This is a genomic window from Streptosporangium roseum DSM 43021, assembly GCF_000024865.1.
In the GTDB taxonomy this organism is placed as follows: domain Bacteria; phylum Actinomycetota; class Actinomycetes; order Streptosporangiales; family Streptosporangiaceae; genus Streptosporangium; species Streptosporangium roseum.
On sequence record NC_013595.1, the window covers coordinates 9,986,221 to 10,001,105 of the forward strand.

The window sequence follows — 14,885 nt, forward strand, 5'->3', positions numbered from 1 at the left end:
CGGCTGCCGCCCCAGCCGACGGCCATGAAGGCCGAGAGAAGTCGATGCCGGTACGCAACCGTTCGACCCGCGCGCTCGAAAGCAATGTCAGGGAGAACGCGGCGCGGCTCGCAGCGCGTCAAGCTCCTCGTTCATAGCGTCGAGAAAGGCGGCCACGGTGCGCAACTCCTCCGGGCTGAAACGCCGCACGGCGCTGTCCGTGCCACGGGCGAGCGGGCGGAAGAAGGCGGCGGCGAGTTCCTTCGCCGCGCCGAGGTAGTGCAGGTGGACCACGCGCCGGTCGTGCACGTCGCGGACCCGGCGGATGTGCCCGGCCCGCTCCAGCCGGTCGAGGCACGCGGTGATGGCACCCGACGTGAGGTTCAACTCCTCCCGCAGCCGGCTTGGAGTGATCGGCGACGGAGCGTCGAAGATCTTGATGAGGGCCTGGACGTCGGTGGTGTGCAGCCCGTGCTCGTGGGCGAACTCGTGGGCGATGCGGTTGAACTCGGCGGTCATCCGGCGCAGTCGTACCGCGAAGGACTGCAGATCGATGCCCTCCTCGTTATCGCCGTTCATACCGCCATGCTACATTAACTCAACAATTGAGTATTTCAATTATTGAGTTATATGGCATCACGGAGAGGTGATCTCATGGCGCGGCAACCGATCCGCTGGCTTGTCCCGGCGCTGCTGGTGCTGGTCTGGCTGGCCGTCGGCGGAGGGCTGGGGCCGTTCGCCGGCAAGCTCACCGAGGTGTCCACCAACGACCAGGCCGCTTTCCTGCCGCAGAGTGCGGAGTCGACGCGCGTGCTGGAGGTGCAGGAGGGTTTCCGCCAGGGCGAGTCGCAGCCGGTCATCGTGGTGTGGACCGCGGACGGGAAGGCCATCACTCCCGAGCAGAGCGCCGCGGCGACCCGGACGCTCGCCTCGCTGCGCGGCACGGCGGGCGTCGTCGGGACGCCCAGCCCCGCCATCGGATCGGACGACGGCCAGGCGCTGCAAGGCGTGATCCAGCTCAGCCCCGACCTTGAGGGCTCGCTCGGGGAGAGCCTGGACCGGATCGGCTCGGCGGTGGCGGTCGACGGCCTGCGGGCTCAGCTCGCGGGACCGGCGGCCACCCGGGCCGACCTGTCCGATGCCTTCGCCGGGATCGACGGCCTGCTGCTCGGGGTGGCGCTGATCACCGTGTTGATCATCCTGCTGGCGGTGTACCGGAGCGTGCTGCTGCCTCTCGTCATCATCACCGGCGCGGTCTTCGCACTGGGCCTGGCATGCGCCGTGGTGTACTTCCTGGCCGACCGCGACATCGTCCGGGTCGACGGCCAGGTGCAGGGCATCCTGTTCATCCTGGTCATCGGCGCGGCCACCGACTACGCGTTGCTGCTGACCGCCCGCTTCCAGGAGGAGCTGGCCGCGACCGGCGACCGCTTCGCCGCGGGCCGCGTCGCGCTGCGACGCTCGTTCGAGCCGATCGTCGCCAGTGCCGCCACGGTGGCCCTGGCCCTGCTCGCGCTGCTGCTCAGCAACCTGACCAACAACCGCGCGCTCGGCCCGGTGGGCGCCATCGGCATCGCGTGCGCCGCCCTCAGCGCGCTCACCTTCCTGCCCGCGGCTCTCGTCCTGCTGGGCCGTGCCGCCCTGTGGCCGGCGAAGCCGCATCCGGTCGACGCCAAGGGCCGCGGGATCTGGGGCCGCGTGGCCGCCCTGGTCGACCGCCATCCGCGCCGGCTCTGGATCGCGACCATCCTGCCCCTCATCGGCCTCGCCCTCTTCGCGCCGCAGCTGAACGCCAGAGGCGTGCCGCTGGACGAGACATTCGTGAACGACGCGCCGTCGGTGGCGGCACAGGCGATGCTGGGCGAGCACTTCCCCGGAGGCTCGGGGCAGCCCGCGGTCATCGTCGCCCCCGCCGAACGTGCCGCGGCCGTGGCGGAGGCGGCCGACGGCGTCGAGGGCGTGTCCGGCGCCTCGGTGGTGACGCAGAGCGGACGGCCGGGCGACACCCCCAAGATCGTCGATGGACGCGTGCTGGTGGAGGCGACGTTGCGCGACGCGCCGGACAGCGACGCCGCCCAGGACACGGTCAAGCGCCTGCGCGCCGCGCTCGCCCCGGAGAACGGCGTCATGGTCGGCGGGTACAGCGCCCAGCGATACGACACGACGGAGACCGCGAAGAACGACACGCTGCTCATCGTCCCGGTCGTCCTGGCGATCATCCTGCTCATCCTGATCGTCCTGCTGCGCTCGCTGATGACGCCCGTGCTCCTGGTGGTCACCGTGGCGCTGAACTTCCTGGCCACCCTCGGCGTCTCCACGCTGGTCTTCACGCACGTGTTCGGATTCACCGGCAGTGACGCGTCCGTGCCGCTGTACGGCTTCGTCTTCCTGGTCGCGCTGGGTGTGGACTACAACATCTTCCTCATGTCCAGGGTGCGCGAGGAGACCGCGCACCACGGGGCGCGCGAGGGTGTGCTGCGCGGGCTGGTCACCACCGGCGGGGTGATCACTTCGGCGGGCGTCGTGCTCGCCGCCACCTTCGCCGCGCTGGTGGTGATCCCCCTGGCCTTCCTCGCGCAGATAGCCTTCATCGTCGCCTTCGGCGTCCTGCTCGACACCTTGGTGGTGCGGTCTCTGCTGGTCCCGGCGCTGGTGCGTGATCTGGGCCCGCGGGCATGGTGGCCCAGCCGCCTGGGCCGCTCCGAGGTACGGCAGGCATCCAGGGAACTGACCGGAGCGTCGAAGTAGGCGCCCGGCCTGGGCGGCGGCGGTACGCGTGCTGCTCGCGGTCCGCGACGGTGCCGGGCTGCGACGGTGCCGGGGGATGCCGGACCGTGCTCCCGGTCCAGTCGTCCCCCACGGCCGGTATCGTCGCGGACCGTCCCGGCAGGAGCCCGGACCAGCGTGAACCTCCCCAGCCGTTTCCCGCACCCGAAGGTATCCGGAACCGGTCATTGACCGTGGGCAGCCCTCTGCATACGTTCCGCTTGGGCCGCCTGTACGGCGCCCGGAGCGGAAGGGGTGCGATGACCGCCGAACTCAGCCCGAACAAGGACATCGTCCCCGGACCGCTGGGCACGCCGCCGCCGGAGTTCGCGCGACGCCACGAGGAGGGGCCACTGGACCCGGCCGCCATGCCGAGCGGGGACCTGGTGCCGGTGGCCGTCAGATACGAGGACGTGCGGACCCTGCTGGGCTCGGCGGCCTCCAGCCGCAACCTGCGCCTGCCCGGTCTGCCGCGGCTGGTGAGCGGTATGGGCATCGACGACGACCCCGACGCGCTGATCAACCAGGACCCGCCGGAACACACCCGCTACCGGCGGATCATGCACGGGGCCTTCACGCCCCGCCAGACCGAGCCGTGGCGGCCCTGGATCGCGGCGATCGCCGGTGAACTGCTCGACGGGCTGGGAGAGGAGTTCGACCTGGTGGACGCGTTCGCGGTGCGGCTGCCCGGCCAGGTCATCTGCCGGCTGCTCGGCGTCCCGCCCGGCGACTACGACCGGTTCGTGGCCTGGACGGACATGTTCCTCACCACCTCCACCGCGACCGAGCAGATCCGCTACCAGGGCTACACCGAGTTCATGGCCTACGCCCGCGACCTGGTGGCCCGCCATCGCGCGGAACCCGGCGACGACCTCATCGACCTGCTCGTGCAGGCCCGCGACGACGGGGACCGGCTGAGCGAGGGCGAGCTGGTCAACACCGTGTTCTCGCTGATCACCGCAGGACACGAGACGACCGCCTCGATGGTGTCCAGGGGAGCATTCCGCCTCATGCTCCACCGCGAGCAGTGGGACGAACTGGTCGCTCAGCCGGAGCTGGCGCCCACCGCGGCCGAGGAGATCCTGCGCTACGACGGGCCGCCGGCCAGTGCGTTCATGCGCCGGATGACCGAAGACGTCGAGCTGTCGGGCGGCACCCTGAAAGCCGGGACGGTCGTGATGCCCAACCTCAACGCCGCCAACCACGACCCCCGCGCCTTCCCCGAGCCGGAGCGCTTCGACATCCACCGCTTCGGCGCGCAGCCGCCGCACCCGCACCTGGCCTTCGGGTACGGCCCGCACCGCTGCCTGGCCGCCGCGCTGGCCAGGGTGGAGCTCACCGAGGCCGTCAGGGCGCTGGTGATCAAACGGCCGGGGCTTCGGCTGGCCGTTCCGGCCGAGGACGTCGCGTGGAGCGACGGCCTGACCTACCGCCCCGTCGCGCTGCCGGTCACCTCGGCCGGTCCCGGCTCCTGACGCGAGGGCCCGGGACCGGCCCCTGTTCCCGCCTACCCGCGGGGGGAAGGGCATGGCCTGGCGAGAGCGCGCGGGCGGCTGGTTCTCCCCGTACGGCCATCCGCCATGGTGGCTGGTTCTCCCCGTACGGCCATCCGTCATGGTGGCTGGTTCTCCCCGTACGGCCATCCGTCATGGCGCAGCACAGCGAGACACGAGAAGCCACATTGAATGTGTGAAGACGATTACCCAGCGTGAGTTCCGCAACAACTCCGCGGCCGTCATGGACGCGGTGGAGGCGGGCGAGGCGGGCGAGGCGGGCGAGGTCTACCACATCACCCGCAACGGCATCGAGGTCGCCGAACTACGGCCCCTGGCCCGCAGACGGCGCCTGACCGCGGAGGAACTCACCGCCCGCCATCGCCGGTTACCGCGTGTGGACCACGAGCGCATGCGTCAGGAAGCCGACGAGTTCTTCGGCACGGAAGATCGCGTCGGCGACGACAACGCTCCCCGGGGGCGCGACACAGGTCTCCGGCCCGGAGCGGCATCTACCCCCGGAGCACTCCATTACGAGTCAAGGGACGATCGTCCAGGACCGTCCACCGCTGTCTCCTGTGCCTGGCCAAGCGGGCGTTACGAGGCTCCTCAGTCCATCGGCGTCCAGGACCGTCCAGACCTGTTGTCAGCATCCGCGTTAGCAAGATCAGCATTTGTCGTCCCCCAGCTGTCCAGGGACGGCTACCGCTCACTGATCTTTAACTCGTGGGGTTTGGCGGCTTGGTGGCGTGAGGGAATCGGTGTGGGCATGCCCTGGTCATGCGGTATGCGCAGGGCGGCGGGCTGACCGCCGCACAACGGACCGGGCGAGAACGGGTACGGCTGCGCGCGGCGGAGCTGTTCGCACGGGAATGCACCGATGCGCAGGTGGCCAAGGAGTTGCGGGTCACCCGCGTGTCGGCGAACCGATGGCACCGGGCCTGGGCCACGGGCGGCGGCAAGGCGCCGGCTTCCAAGCAGGATCGCAGACTCCGACCGGACGACGATGAGCTTCACACAGTCGTAGGCGATCGACGCGACGGGTGAGTGAACCGCACGAGTGCGCGCAACGATCAGCGTGAACGTCTTCGCCGCGCCCCGGGCAGTGATCGCTCAGCCAAGGGAACACCGCCGGCACATGACGTCCAGAGCAGGCGCCAAGCCTCCGCAGACTCCCGGTGCCCACTCTTCTCGCATATGTTTGAACGATAGTCCTAGTTGTACTATCGTTCAAATAATCTCATCGAGGGAGGACGCCATGCCAGAAGTCACGACCCGGCGTGCGGGAACGCGTGAGTGGGCGGGCCTGGGATTGCTGGGGCTGCCGACGGTGCTGCTCGGCCTGGATGTCACCGTGCTGTATCTGGTCTTGCCGAGCATGGCCGAGGCGCTGGACCCGTCGGCGACGCAGACGCTGTGGATCATGGACGCCTACGGGTTCTTCATCGCCGGGTTCCTCATCACCATGGGGACCCTGGGTGACCGGATCGGACGGCGTCGCCTGCTGGTGATCGGAATGGCCGCGTTCGCCGCAGTCTCTGTGCTCGCAGCCTTCGCCCCGAGTGCCGAGCTGCTGATTCTCGCCCGAGCGCTGCTGGGGGTCGCCGGGGCCACGCTGATGCCCTCGACGCTGTCGCTGATCTCGAACATGTTCACCGATGTGCGTCAGCGCGCGGTCGCGATCGGGGTCTGGGCGACGATGTTCGCCCTGGGCATGGCCGCCGGCCCCGTGGTCGGCGGCGCTCTGGTCGACACGTTCTGGTGGGGAGCGGCGTTCCTGCTCGCCGTCCCCATCGCGGCCGTCGTGCTGGCCGGGGCACGGGCGCTGCTGCCCGAGTATGCCGACCCGCAGGCGGGCCGCCTCGACCTGGCCAGTGTCGCCCTGTCGCTGGCCGCGATCCTGCCGGTGATCTATGCGATCAAGCACGCCGCAGCGTACGGCCTCGACCTCAGCACTGTGATCCTCGCTGTACTCGGCATCGTGGCCGGGGTGGTCTTCGTGCGTCGCCAGCGCGGCCTGGCCTCGCCGCTCTTGGATGTCACGCTGTTCACGAGCCGGGCGTTCTCCGTGGCGCTGGCCGTACTGCTGATCGGACTGGTCGGGGTCGGCGGAACCATGTATCTGGTCACCCAGTACCTCCAGCTCGTCGAAGGCCTGACGCCGTTCGCGGCGGGCCTGTGGATGGGGCCGCCCGCGCTGGCGATGTTCGCCGCGGCGATCGGCGCACCGCTCATCGCCAGGCGGGTGCGTCCCGGCCTGGTCATGGCGATCATGCTCGGCCTCTCGGTGATCGGCTACGCGCTGCTGGCCACCGCGGGCACCGGGGATGCGGTGATGGTGGTGGCCGGGTTCGCGTTCGTCTACCTCGGCCTCGGCGCGATCGCCGCCCTCGGCACCGATATGGTCGTCGGCGCCGCACCGGCCTCGAAGTCCGGATCGGCCGCCGCGATGTCCGAGACCGTCCAGGAACTCGGCATCGCCGTCGGCGTGGCCGTCCTCGGCAGCCTCACCACCGCCCTCTACACCGCCCGCATGGCCACTCCTGTGGACGTCTCGCCCGAGATCGAGGGGCGTCTCACTGACAGCCTCTCCGGGGCGCTGTCGGTCGCCGATCAAGTGCCGGCCCAGGTGATGCAGGAAGCGCAGCGGATGTTCACCAGCGGGGTGAACATCGCCTCCGCCGTGGCCGGTGTCGCGATCGTCGCGGCGGCCGTGCTCTGCCTGACGGCATTACGGCACGTGCGTCCGCTTGGGGAGAATCAGCACGACGGAACGGATCAGCGGTGATGTGCTCGACTACCCTGGAACGCACAGGAGGGGAGCATGAACGGCGAGAGCGAGCACATCGATGGGCGCAAGGCCCGGGGCAATAAGCGCCGCGCCGAGATCATCGACGCCACCCTCGCCATCGTCACGCGGGACGGTGCCGCGGGCGTCACCCACCGCACCGTCGCCAAACAGGCCGGCATCACCACCAGCCTGAGCACCTACTACTTCGCCACTCTCGACGACCTGCTCGTCGCGGCCCTGTCCAGCGTCGCCGACACCTACACCACGCGCATCCGCCAGATCATTGACGGCCCCGGGGACAAGCTCCGTGACCTGGCCGAGCTGATCGTCGAATCCGCCGGTGCCGGCCGTGAACATGCCCTGGCCGAGCGCGAGCTGTCCACCCTGGCGGCTCGCCGCCCGGCACTGGCGCCCGTCGCCCGTCGTTGGCGGGAGAACATCGCCGAGCTCGCAGCCACCCTCACCGACGACCCCGAGGCCATCGCCGCACTCGTCGCCGCCTCCGATGGTCTGTGCACCGCCATCCTCATCGACAACGCCCCCGCCGATACCGACTATGTCCACCGGATCCTGACCCGAGCCATCCACGCGCACCGCGATGCGGTCGTCTCTTGAACGAGCTGACGGTGATCCACAGCCAGACTGAAGCAAGTCGAGCGGGACACCGTCACTGCCACGAGAGCAATCGCCGCCTGGCAGGCACCGTTCCCCATCGGACAGTGGCACCGGCTGGGAGCCCAGACCGCCGCGGGAACGTCACATCAGTCGGCCCGTCACCCTCGTCGCGTCCGAGGCGAGCGGATCAGGCTGCCGATTGCGCCGTCTCGCACCGCTCGCAGCACGGAGTTTCGTGATCTGCTGTCGTTGCTGCGCAATCCGCTCGGTGAGCTCATCGACCCACTCGCTCACAGCAGAGTGACCAGTCTCCATCACCACTCCATGTCGGCGATCCGGTCCGCCTCGTAGGACATCGCATCCATGAAACTGTCGAAGTCATTTTCGGCCGCCTTGATGAGGCCGCGGAACCGGCTGTCGAAGCGGTAGTCCAGACCTCCGGTGATCCAGGTGAGCGCGTTCTCAAGCACCCATTGATCAACCAGGCGTCTAGTGCTGTGACCGGGATGGTCCACCGTGATCGGAAGGCGGCTCGCGGGACGAGCGCACGCGCAACGGCTGGTATTACTGGGGCATGCAGGAAGAGACGGCACGCTCCGCGATCGACACGTTCATCTCCGCGTTTAACGCCTCGGACGACAGCTATGTGACTGCCCTGCTCTCCCAGGCCCTGACCTCAGACGTGGTCTTCTGGGGGCCGTTGGGTCGCAGCGAAGGAATCGCGGCGGTCGAGCGGTTCGTGCTGGACATTCGGCGCCACCCGGCGGGGACCGGCACGATGGTGCGCTGCTCAGCGGTGGACATGCCTGACGAGTGGGCCCGGTACCAGTGGGTCTTCACTACGCCGGATGGAGGCCCCCGCCTGACGGGAACGGACGTCGTCCATCTGCGGCGGAGCCTCATCGACCAGGTCATCGTCTTTGCGGGGGAGATCGAGCCGTCCGCCTCCTGAGTCGTTCTTCTGTCGCTGTCCTTCTCGTGAACTTGTCCCTTTCGGCACTCCGGGGCTGCGGTTCGCGGTCGGTCAGGCTGCGGCGTTGAGGGGGCGTCCGCCCCAGCGGATGCCCTTCTCGCTGCGGATGCGGGCGCGTTCCTTGCGTTGGGCGGCAAGTACGTCGGGGTGGCGGGCGTTGGCGTTGCGCCAGCGCAGGTAGCGGTGCAGTGCCTGGGTTTGCGTGGGGTGGCTGCGGTGGTGGGAGTTGGCCAGGGTGAACTGCCGCAGCGGGCCGAAGTGGGCCTCGATCGGGTTGGCCCAAGATGCGTAGGTCGGGGTGAAGCACAGCTCGACCTTGTTCTTCTTCGCCCAGCGGCGGATGTCGGCGCCGGTGTGGGCGGAGAGGTTGTCCAGGATGATGTAGATCGGGGCGCTGTCGGGTCGGGCGGCACGGATCGACTTCAGCGCGGCCAGGGTGTTGGCGGTGCCCTTGCGGCGGCGGTTGACGCCCCACAGGCGGTCGTCGCCCACGGAGTAGCAGCCGTGGAAGTAGGTGACGCCGTGGGTGCGGCGGTAGGTCGCCGGCAGCCGGTTTGGCTTGCCCTGCTTCGCCCAGCAGGAGCCTGCGGTGGGCCGGATCCCCAACGGCCCGAACTCGTCGAAGGCGAAGACCCGGTCCGGGAAGCGGTCCAGAACCTGCTCGATCCGGTCGATCTTGGCGTCGCGATGAGGGTCGGGTGATTCCTTCCATGTCTTGGCGCGCTGGAAGGTGATGCCGCGGCGCCGGAGCAGGCACCGTAAGGCTTCACGGCCGATGCGGATGACACGTCCGTGCACTTCCCGCAGGTAGGCGGCGAGTTTGCGGATCGACCAGCGGGTGAAGGGCTGGCCGAGCCTGGTGGGGCGGGTGGTGGCCGTCCGGATGACGAAGTCCTCGTCGTCAGGGGTGAGCAGGCGGGGACGGCCTCCCGCCCACTGAGGGTCCAGGCAGGCCAGGCCGATCTCGTTGAAGCGGTGGATCACGTCGCGCACGGTGTCCTCATCGGCCTGGACCAGCTGGGCGATCACCGGCACCCGGTTTCCGCCCGCCGAAGCGAGCAGCATCATCGCCCGCCGGTAACGCACCGAACTCGTGCTGCCCCGGCGCACGATCTGCTTCAGCTTCCGCCCCTCCTTGTCGGTCAAGCTGCGTACACGGACAGGCTCAGCCACCGCGCCTCCAGCGGTCGAATGGACGTCACCGCACATCCAACCGTCACGACCACCAACCCGGCGAACCTACGCGGTCACAGCACTAGCTCGTCTTGCTCGACCCGGGAGTGCCTCCGCACATCGTCCGGGAGATCGTCGGACACTCCGACATCGAGGTCATCATGACGATCTACGCCCATGTCTCCCTCGACGACAAGCGCAATGCTCTCGGAAAGCTCGGTGATGCCCTCGGCTGACATCTCCCGTACATAAACGAAGCGTCCCGGAGGGGAATCTCCGGGACGCTTCGTTAATAGAGCCACTTTTCGCAATGACGGTGCCTGGTCGGCTCCGGCTCCTCACCGCGCAACAGCGCCAGTCGTACCCGCTGTCGGGCCTTACGCTCCGCGAGGTTGGCGTCCTCACCGATACCTGAATAGGTCCCGCCCACATCATGTCCGAAACGGCGCCCATCCTGCGCCTGCAAACAAAGCGGCATCGTGCTGTCCGTCCTGCTCACACTCTCATGATCCTGTCCCTAGGCAGGATCGTCCAGAGCACGAAAGATCACCGGCAAGAGATCCGAGATTGGGGCAGCAGAGCCGTTGCTGTCAGCGTTGCTGTCACTGGAGATCAAAAAAGCCCCGAACGATGATCGTTCGGGGCGTCTTTCCTGCTCAGCTGCTGTGGTCAGGGGCGGGGTCGAACCGCCGACCTTCCGCTTTTCAGGCGGACGCTCGTACCGACTGAGCTACCTGACCTAGGTGGTGGATCGAACACCTACCAGAGCGGTCCTGACGGGACTTGAACCCGCGACCTCCACCTTGACAGGGTGGCGAGCACTCCAAACTGCTCTACAGGACCTTGCTTGGTCGGAAGTTTTCGCTTCCGTCCTTCTTGCCTTGCTTAGCTTACCAGTTCTTCGGAGGTCTGCGACCTGCCGTTTCCCTGGCGAGCGACTGCCCGGCCGTGCCCCCAACGGGATTCGAACCCGTGTCGCCGCCTTGAAAGGGCGGTGTCCTAGGCCACTAGACGATGGGGGCTCGGAATTCTCATTCCGTTCCGTTGCCGTCTTCCGCTGGAGACCTCTGAAGCATAGGGGACTTTTGCCCCGATGCCAAAGCGGCTTCCCGGCTTAAGGCGACGTGGTGCCGCTGGCCGATCCCGTCGGAGACGGGACGGACGTTGGCCCAGGAGAAATTGTACGGCCAGGCTCGGTCTCAACGTGACGTTCGATCTGAACCGACTGCTCTCCGAGCCCTCCCAGGGTGATGTCGTCCCAGGCCTGGAGGCGATGCGTCTTGCGATCGAAGTACAGAACCGAGGCCGCGACCGGGGTCGGCTCGTCGTGTTCCAGGGCGCGCAGGCCGGCGCCGCCGGTGGAACCCTGGACCAGGAGGCGGGTGCCGGAGGGCAGCAGTTCGGTGGATCGCTCGTGGGAGTGGCCGGCGAGGATCATCGGGACCCTGCCGGAGAACTCCCGGGCGATCGTCGGGTCGTGCACCGCCACGAGGTCCACCGGCTCGAAGGCCTGGCCGAGCCGCGTGGAGTGGGCGCGCCCCAGGGCGGCGAGGGACTCGGGGTCGGAGTCGACGGCCACGGACTTGTCGGGGGTGAACCGGGGGTCGCCCAGGCCGTAGATGCGCAGCCCCGCCACGGTCTTGGCGGAGTCGTCGAGGACGACCGCCCCCTTCTGCTTGGCCACGGCCCGCTGGGTGGCCTTGGAGTCGTGATTGCCCCTGACGAAGACGTACGGCACGCCGAAGCTGTCGATCTCCTCGACGAACTTGTCCTCGGGGCCGGTCCCGTGGTCGGTCAGGTCGCCGGTGTCCACGATCACGTCGATCTTGAACTGGGCGGTGACCGAGTGCATGAGATTCCACGCGATGGGGCTGAGATGGATGTCGGAGACGTGCAGCACCCGGATCGACGCGGGATCGGAGTCGTAGACCGGCAGGGCCGAGACCGTGTCGTACAGCTGGGAGACGTTGTTGACCAGCTTGGCCAGCTGGACCCGGTAGGACTCGAACTTGGTCACGATCGACTCGGCGTCGCCGACCAGGGAAGGCGCCCCGGCGAGCAGGCCGGTGTATTTCGGCTCCACCACCGAGTCGGGCCGGAACGTCAGGGCGATGGCGGCGCCCGTACCGGTCATCAGGACGGCGGCGCTCAGCAGGCCCGCCAGGGCCGGGCCCGGGCGGTGGAAGACGATCAGCGAGGCGATGAGGGCGCCCGCCAGGCCGCAGAGGGCGGCGCGCAGGATCAGCGTCCTGACGCCCTCGCTGAGCTCCTTCTCCAGCAGGGCGGGGAGCTGGTCGGAGAACCGGGGATCCTCCAGCAGCGCGCCGGCCCGGGTGGTGTTGATGTTCTCCAGGGTGATGCGCAGGCCGACCGGGGCGTTGTGGGTGTCGAACAGGAGCGTGCCCAGCGGGTGCGCGTCCACGACGGTCTCCCCCGCCCACGACGGCTCCGCGGACATGCCGATCTCGACGGGTCCGACGGCGGCGCGCACCGGGCCGCCGAGCGCGATGCCCAGCCAGGCTCCGCCCACGGCCACGAGCAGGACCGCCACCGCGCGCGAGATGCGCCCCGTCGCGAACCGGCGAAGTCTCTGAGTCCAGTCTGTGAAATCCATGCGGCTCCCCCTTACCCGAAAACACGGGGCACAATGGCAGGTGTGATCGAGGTCTCGAGAGAGAAGTTCGAAGAGCTCGTGGCCGACGCACTGGACACGATCCCTCCCGAGCTGACGAGAGTCATGGACAACGTGGTCGTGGTGGTCGTGGACGATCCGCCTGAGCCGGATCTTCTAGGCCTTTACACGGGCGTACCACTCACCGAGCGCGGTGACTGGTACGCAGGAGTGTTACCCGACCGGATCGAGATCTACCGCAACCCGATCTGTTCGATCTGCGAAACCGAGGATGACGTGGTGCAAGAGGTGCAGATCACCGTGGTTCACGAGATAGCCCACCACTTCGGCATCGACGATGACAGGCTGCACACCCTCGGCTGGTAGCCAAAGCCGTATTACATATCGACCTTCCCCATGCCCGAGATTTCCCAATTTACAATTACAGCTTGCATGAGGTTGATTGCTTTCAGTTGCGCGCCGACTCTCCAGCGGGCACCGTAGGTTACGCACCGAACACCTACAGTCAATGCGCCTGCTAAGCCCAGCGGAGTCCTATGGCGGCCACCAGGCCCGGCCGGCTACCCGGGCGGCACCGCCGCCCGGCCGAGCGCCAAGCGACCTACGGCGAGGTCATCGCCATCAGGGAGTTTCGCGCGCTCTGGATCGGCCAGGCACTCTCTCTCCTCGGCGACCAGCTCTCACGAGTGGCGCTGTCCGTGCTGGTGTTCCAGCGGACGGAGTCGCCGCTGGCGACCGCGTCGGTCTACGCGCTGACCTATCTGCCGCCCATCATCGGGGGCCCTCTGCTCGCGGGGCTCGCCGACCGCTACGCCCGGCGGCGCATCATGATCTTCTGCGACCTGCTCCGAGCCGTCCTGGTCGCGCTCATGGCCATCCCCGGGACGTCGTTCGCCGTGCTGTGCGCGCTGGTTTTCTGCGTGGTGCTGCTCAGCGCCCCGTTCTCGGCCGCCAGGGCGGCGCTCCTGCCCGAGCTCCTCAAGGGCGATCGCTATGTCGCGGGCTCGGCGCTGCAGAACATGACCAACCAGGGCGCGCAGATGCTGGGTTTCGCCCTCGGCGGCGCCTTGATCATGGCGATGGGACCGTACCGCGCGCTCGCACTCGACGCGTCCACGTTCCTCGCCTCCGCGCTGATCCTGGTCTCGGGAGTACGCCGCCGCCCCGCTCCCCTCGACACCGGCACCGACCGGCCCTCCATGTGGACCATGACCCGCGCCGGATCCAGGCTGGTCTTCGGCGACCCCCGGTTGCGGACGCTGGTGCTCTTCGCCTGGCTGTGCGGCTTCTACGTGCTCCCCGAGGGGATCGCGACCCCCTACGCCGACGTCCTGACCACCGACAGGCAGCAGGTCTCGTTCGTCGCCGGCCTGCTGATGGGCTCGATGCCGACCGGGACGGTCGTGGGCGCGTTCCTCTTCAGCCGATACGTCAACCCGTCGAAACGGCTCCGGGCGATGGGCTGGATGGCGATGCTGACCTGCGCGCCGTTGATCCTGTGCGCGATGGAGCCGCCACTCGCCGTGGTGCTGGTCCTGTGGTTCCTCTCGGGCATCGGCGGTGCCTACCAGCTCGCGGCCAACGCCGCGTTCGTGCAGTGCGTGCCGGCCGAACGGCGGGGCCTGGCGTTCGGTCTCGTGCAGTCGGGCCTGCTGGCCTCTCAGGGCGTCGGCATCCTCGTCGGAGGTGCCGCCGCCGACGTGCTCAACCCCGCGCACGTGGTGGCGATGGCCGGCGCGGCCGGTCTGTCCGTCGCGGCCGCGCTGGCCGTTCTCTGGGCCGGGTCCTGCAAGGAGATCATCGAGAAGGTTCGCGCGGAGGCGACCGTCTGAGTCACGCCTGGGGCTTGGGCTCGTCGCCGTTCTGCGGAGCCGTGTCCTGCGGGACCGTGTTCTGCGGAGCCGGGTTCTGCGGGGCCGCCGGAGCGGAGTACCGCGGAGCCGGGTCCTGGTGGGTGGGGTAGCGCGGCGCCTGGTCGTGCGGGGCCGGATACTCCGGAGCCGGACCCTGGTGGGCCGGCTGGTGCGGCGCCCGGTTCTGGGTGGTCGCCTTGGTCCAGCTCTGCTCGGCCTTGGCCCAGCCCTGCTCGGCCTTGGACCGCGCGTCCTGCCAGACCGGGTTGTCCTTGTTCTTGTCGACCAGATCCTGGACGATCGACCTGTCCTTGCTCTCGTCGGGGAGGAGGAGCCAGCCGATCGCGTAGATCCCCACGCCGAGGCCGCCGAAGAAGGTGGCGATGGCGAGGGCCGCGCGGATGATGTTGGGGTCGACGCCGATGTAGCGTCCGAGGCCGGAGGCCACACCCGCGATGATCCGTCCGTCCTTGGTCCTGCGGAGCTGCTTGACGCCCGAGAAGTCGTTTTCGTTCATGTATTCAGACTGCCCAATGCGGAGCCCCCATCACATCGGGATTCCCCCTGGCACGACCCTGACATCCCTCCCCGGAGCACCGGCAATACCCTG

The 14,885-nt window shown here is 68.5% G+C and carries 14 protein-coding genes, 3 tRNA genes and 1 pseudogene; 10 read left to right on the top strand and 8 right to left on the bottom strand.

The genetic code is table 11. From position 1 onward, the window contains the following. Positions 1-87 precede the first annotated feature (87 nt). On the bottom strand, positions 88-558 hold the full coding sequence (locus SROS_RS43690; protein ID WP_012895402.1) for a MarR family winged helix-turn-helix transcriptional regulator: 471 nt from the start codon (positions 556-558) through the stop codon (positions 88-90). A 75-nt stretch (positions 559-633) separates the two neighbouring features. On the opposite strand from SROS_RS43690, the gene SROS_RS43695 reads away from it, so the two are divergent. From SROS_RS43695 to SROS_RS43710, 6 genes and pseudogenes are all read left to right on the top strand, one after another. Further along, positions 634-2,727 carry an MMPL family transporter gene (locus tag SROS_RS43695; RefSeq protein WP_012895403.1) on the top strand — a complete coding sequence of 698 codons (2,094 nt, stop codon included), beginning with the start codon at positions 634-636 and terminating at the stop codon, positions 2,725-2,727. 278 nt (positions 2,728-3,005) lie between these two features. Next, positions 3,006-4,220, top strand: coding sequence for a cytochrome P450 (locus tag SROS_RS54150; RefSeq protein ID WP_012895404.1), 1,215 nt, complete (start codon positions 3,006-3,008; stop codon positions 4,218-4,220). A 214-nt stretch (positions 4,221-4,434) separates the two neighbouring features. Beyond that, positions 4,435-5,046 carry a hypothetical protein gene (locus tag SROS_RS53630; protein WP_245564504.1) on the top strand — a complete coding sequence of 204 codons (612 nt, stop codon included), beginning with the start codon at positions 4,435-4,437 and terminating at the stop codon, positions 5,044-5,046. After that, positions 5,019-5,216: pseudogene (locus SROS_RS54705) on the top strand (helix-turn-helix domain-containing protein); the annotation flags it as partial. The gene SROS_RS53630 and the pseudogene SROS_RS54705, both read left to right, overlap by 28 nt. Positions 5,217-5,496: 280 nt before the next feature. Beyond that, entirely contained in the window at positions 5,497-7,026 is a 1,530-nt protein-coding gene (locus tag SROS_RS43705) for an MFS transporter (protein WP_012895406.1), read from the top strand. A gap of 36 nt (positions 7,027-7,062) precedes the next feature. Then, positions 7,063-7,644: a TetR/AcrR family transcriptional regulator gene (locus tag SROS_RS43710; RefSeq protein WP_012895407.1), complete on the top strand. Its 582-nt coding sequence runs from the start codon at positions 7,063-7,065 to the stop codon at positions 7,642-7,644. Positions 7,645-7,958: 314 nt separating this feature from the next. Here SROS_RS43710 and SROS_RS51550 read toward each other — a convergent pair whose 3' ends face one another. Next, positions 7,959-8,114 (bottom strand): hypothetical protein, encoded by a 156-nt coding sequence (locus SROS_RS51550; RefSeq protein ID WP_012895408.1) that lies wholly within the window; start codon positions 8,112-8,114, stop codon positions 7,959-7,961. 104 nt (positions 8,115-8,218) lie between these two features. Between SROS_RS51550 and SROS_RS51795 the strand changes: the two genes are divergently transcribed. Then, positions 8,219-8,596 (top strand): nuclear transport factor 2 family protein, encoded by a 378-nt coding sequence (locus SROS_RS51795; protein WP_012895409.1) that lies wholly within the window; start codon positions 8,219-8,221, stop codon positions 8,594-8,596. 72 nt (positions 8,597-8,668) lie between these two features. On the opposite strand, the gene SROS_RS43720 is transcribed toward SROS_RS51795, so the two are convergent. Beyond that, complete coding sequence (locus tag SROS_RS43720) at positions 8,669-9,790, bottom strand: IS630 family transposase (RefSeq protein ID WP_012895410.1); 1,122 nt, start codon at positions 9,788-9,790, stop codon at positions 8,669-8,671. A gap of 92 nt (positions 9,791-9,882) precedes the next feature. Here SROS_RS43720 and SROS_RS50520 point away from each other — a divergent pair, with 92 nt between their 5' ends. Next, a complete protein-coding gene (locus SROS_RS50520) occupies positions 9,883-10,026 on the top strand; it encodes a hypothetical protein (protein WP_245564506.1) in 144 nt (47 codons plus the stop codon). A gap of 430 nt (positions 10,027-10,456) precedes the next feature. Here the strand turns inward: SROS_RS50520 and SROS_RS43725 are convergent. From SROS_RS43725 to SROS_RS43740, 4 genes are all read right to left on the bottom strand, one after another. Continuing rightward, positions 10,457-10,530: transfer RNA gene (locus tag SROS_RS43725), tRNA-Phe, on the bottom strand. 28 nt (positions 10,531-10,558) lie between these two features. Beyond that, positions 10,559-10,633: transfer RNA gene (locus SROS_RS43730), tRNA-Asp, on the bottom strand. 106 nt (positions 10,634-10,739) lie between these two features. Continuing rightward, positions 10,740-10,812, bottom strand: a tRNA-Glu gene (locus SROS_RS43735). A gap of 92 nt (positions 10,813-10,904) precedes the next feature. Then, complete coding sequence (locus tag SROS_RS43740; protein WP_012895411.1) at positions 10,905-12,404, bottom strand: metallophosphoesterase family protein; 1,500 nt, start codon at positions 12,402-12,404, stop codon at positions 10,905-10,907. A 33-nt stretch (positions 12,405-12,437) separates the two neighbouring features. On the opposite strand from SROS_RS43740, the gene SROS_RS43745 reads away from it, so the two are divergent. Together SROS_RS43745 and SROS_RS43750 are read left to right on the top strand one after the other, a co-directional pair. Next, positions 12,438-12,788 carry a metallopeptidase family protein gene (locus SROS_RS43745; RefSeq protein WP_012895412.1) on the top strand — a complete coding sequence of 117 codons (351 nt, stop codon included), beginning with the start codon at positions 12,438-12,440 and terminating at the stop codon, positions 12,786-12,788. A 170-nt stretch (positions 12,789-12,958) separates the two neighbouring features. Then, positions 12,959-14,254, top strand: a complete 1,296-nt coding sequence (locus SROS_RS43750; protein WP_012895413.1) for an MFS transporter — start codon at positions 12,959-12,961, stop codon at positions 14,252-14,254. Between the two features lies 1 nt (position 14,255). On the opposite strand, the gene SROS_RS46750 is transcribed toward SROS_RS43750, so the two are convergent. After that, complete coding sequence (locus tag SROS_RS46750; protein WP_012895414.1) at positions 14,256-14,792, bottom strand: PspC domain-containing protein; 537 nt, start codon at positions 14,790-14,792, stop codon at positions 14,256-14,258. Between the last annotated feature and the right edge of the window lie 93 nt (positions 14,793-14,885).

Coding starts and splice junctions, on each gene's coding strand:
- SROS_RS43690 (WP_012895402.1), bottom strand. CDS start 558: ATGAACGGCGATAACGAGGAGGGCATCGATCTGCAGTCCTTCGCGGTA.
- SROS_RS43695 (WP_012895403.1), top strand. CDS start 634: ATGGCGCGGCAACCGATCCGCTGGCTTGTCCCGGCGCTGCTGGTGCTG.
- SROS_RS43710 (WP_012895407.1), top strand. CDS start 7,063: ATGAACGGCGAGAGCGAGCACATCGATGGGCGCAAGGCCCGGGGCAAT.
- SROS_RS51795 (WP_012895409.1), top strand. CDS start 8,219: ATGCAGGAAGAGACGGCACGCTCCGCGATCGACACGTTCATCTCCGCG.
- SROS_RS46750 (WP_012895414.1), bottom strand. CDS start 14,792: ATGAACGAAAACGACTTCTCGGGCGTCAAGCAGCTCCGCAGGACCAAG.
- SROS_RS54150 (WP_012895404.1), top strand. CDS start 3,006: ATGACCGCCGAACTCAGCCCGAACAAGGACATCGTCCCCGGACCGCTG.
- SROS_RS43705 (WP_012895406.1), top strand. CDS start 5,497: ATGCCAGAAGTCACGACCCGGCGTGCGGGAACGCGTGAGTGGGCGGGC.
- SROS_RS43740 (WP_012895411.1), bottom strand. CDS start 12,404: ATGGATTTCACAGACTGGACTCAGAGACTTCGCCGGTTCGCGACGGGG.
- SROS_RS43750 (WP_012895413.1), top strand. CDS start 12,959: ATGGCGGCCACCAGGCCCGGCCGGCTACCCGGGCGGCACCGCCGCCCG.
- SROS_RS43745 (WP_012895412.1), top strand. CDS start 12,438: ATGGCAGGTGTGATCGAGGTCTCGAGAGAGAAGTTCGAAGAGCTCGTG.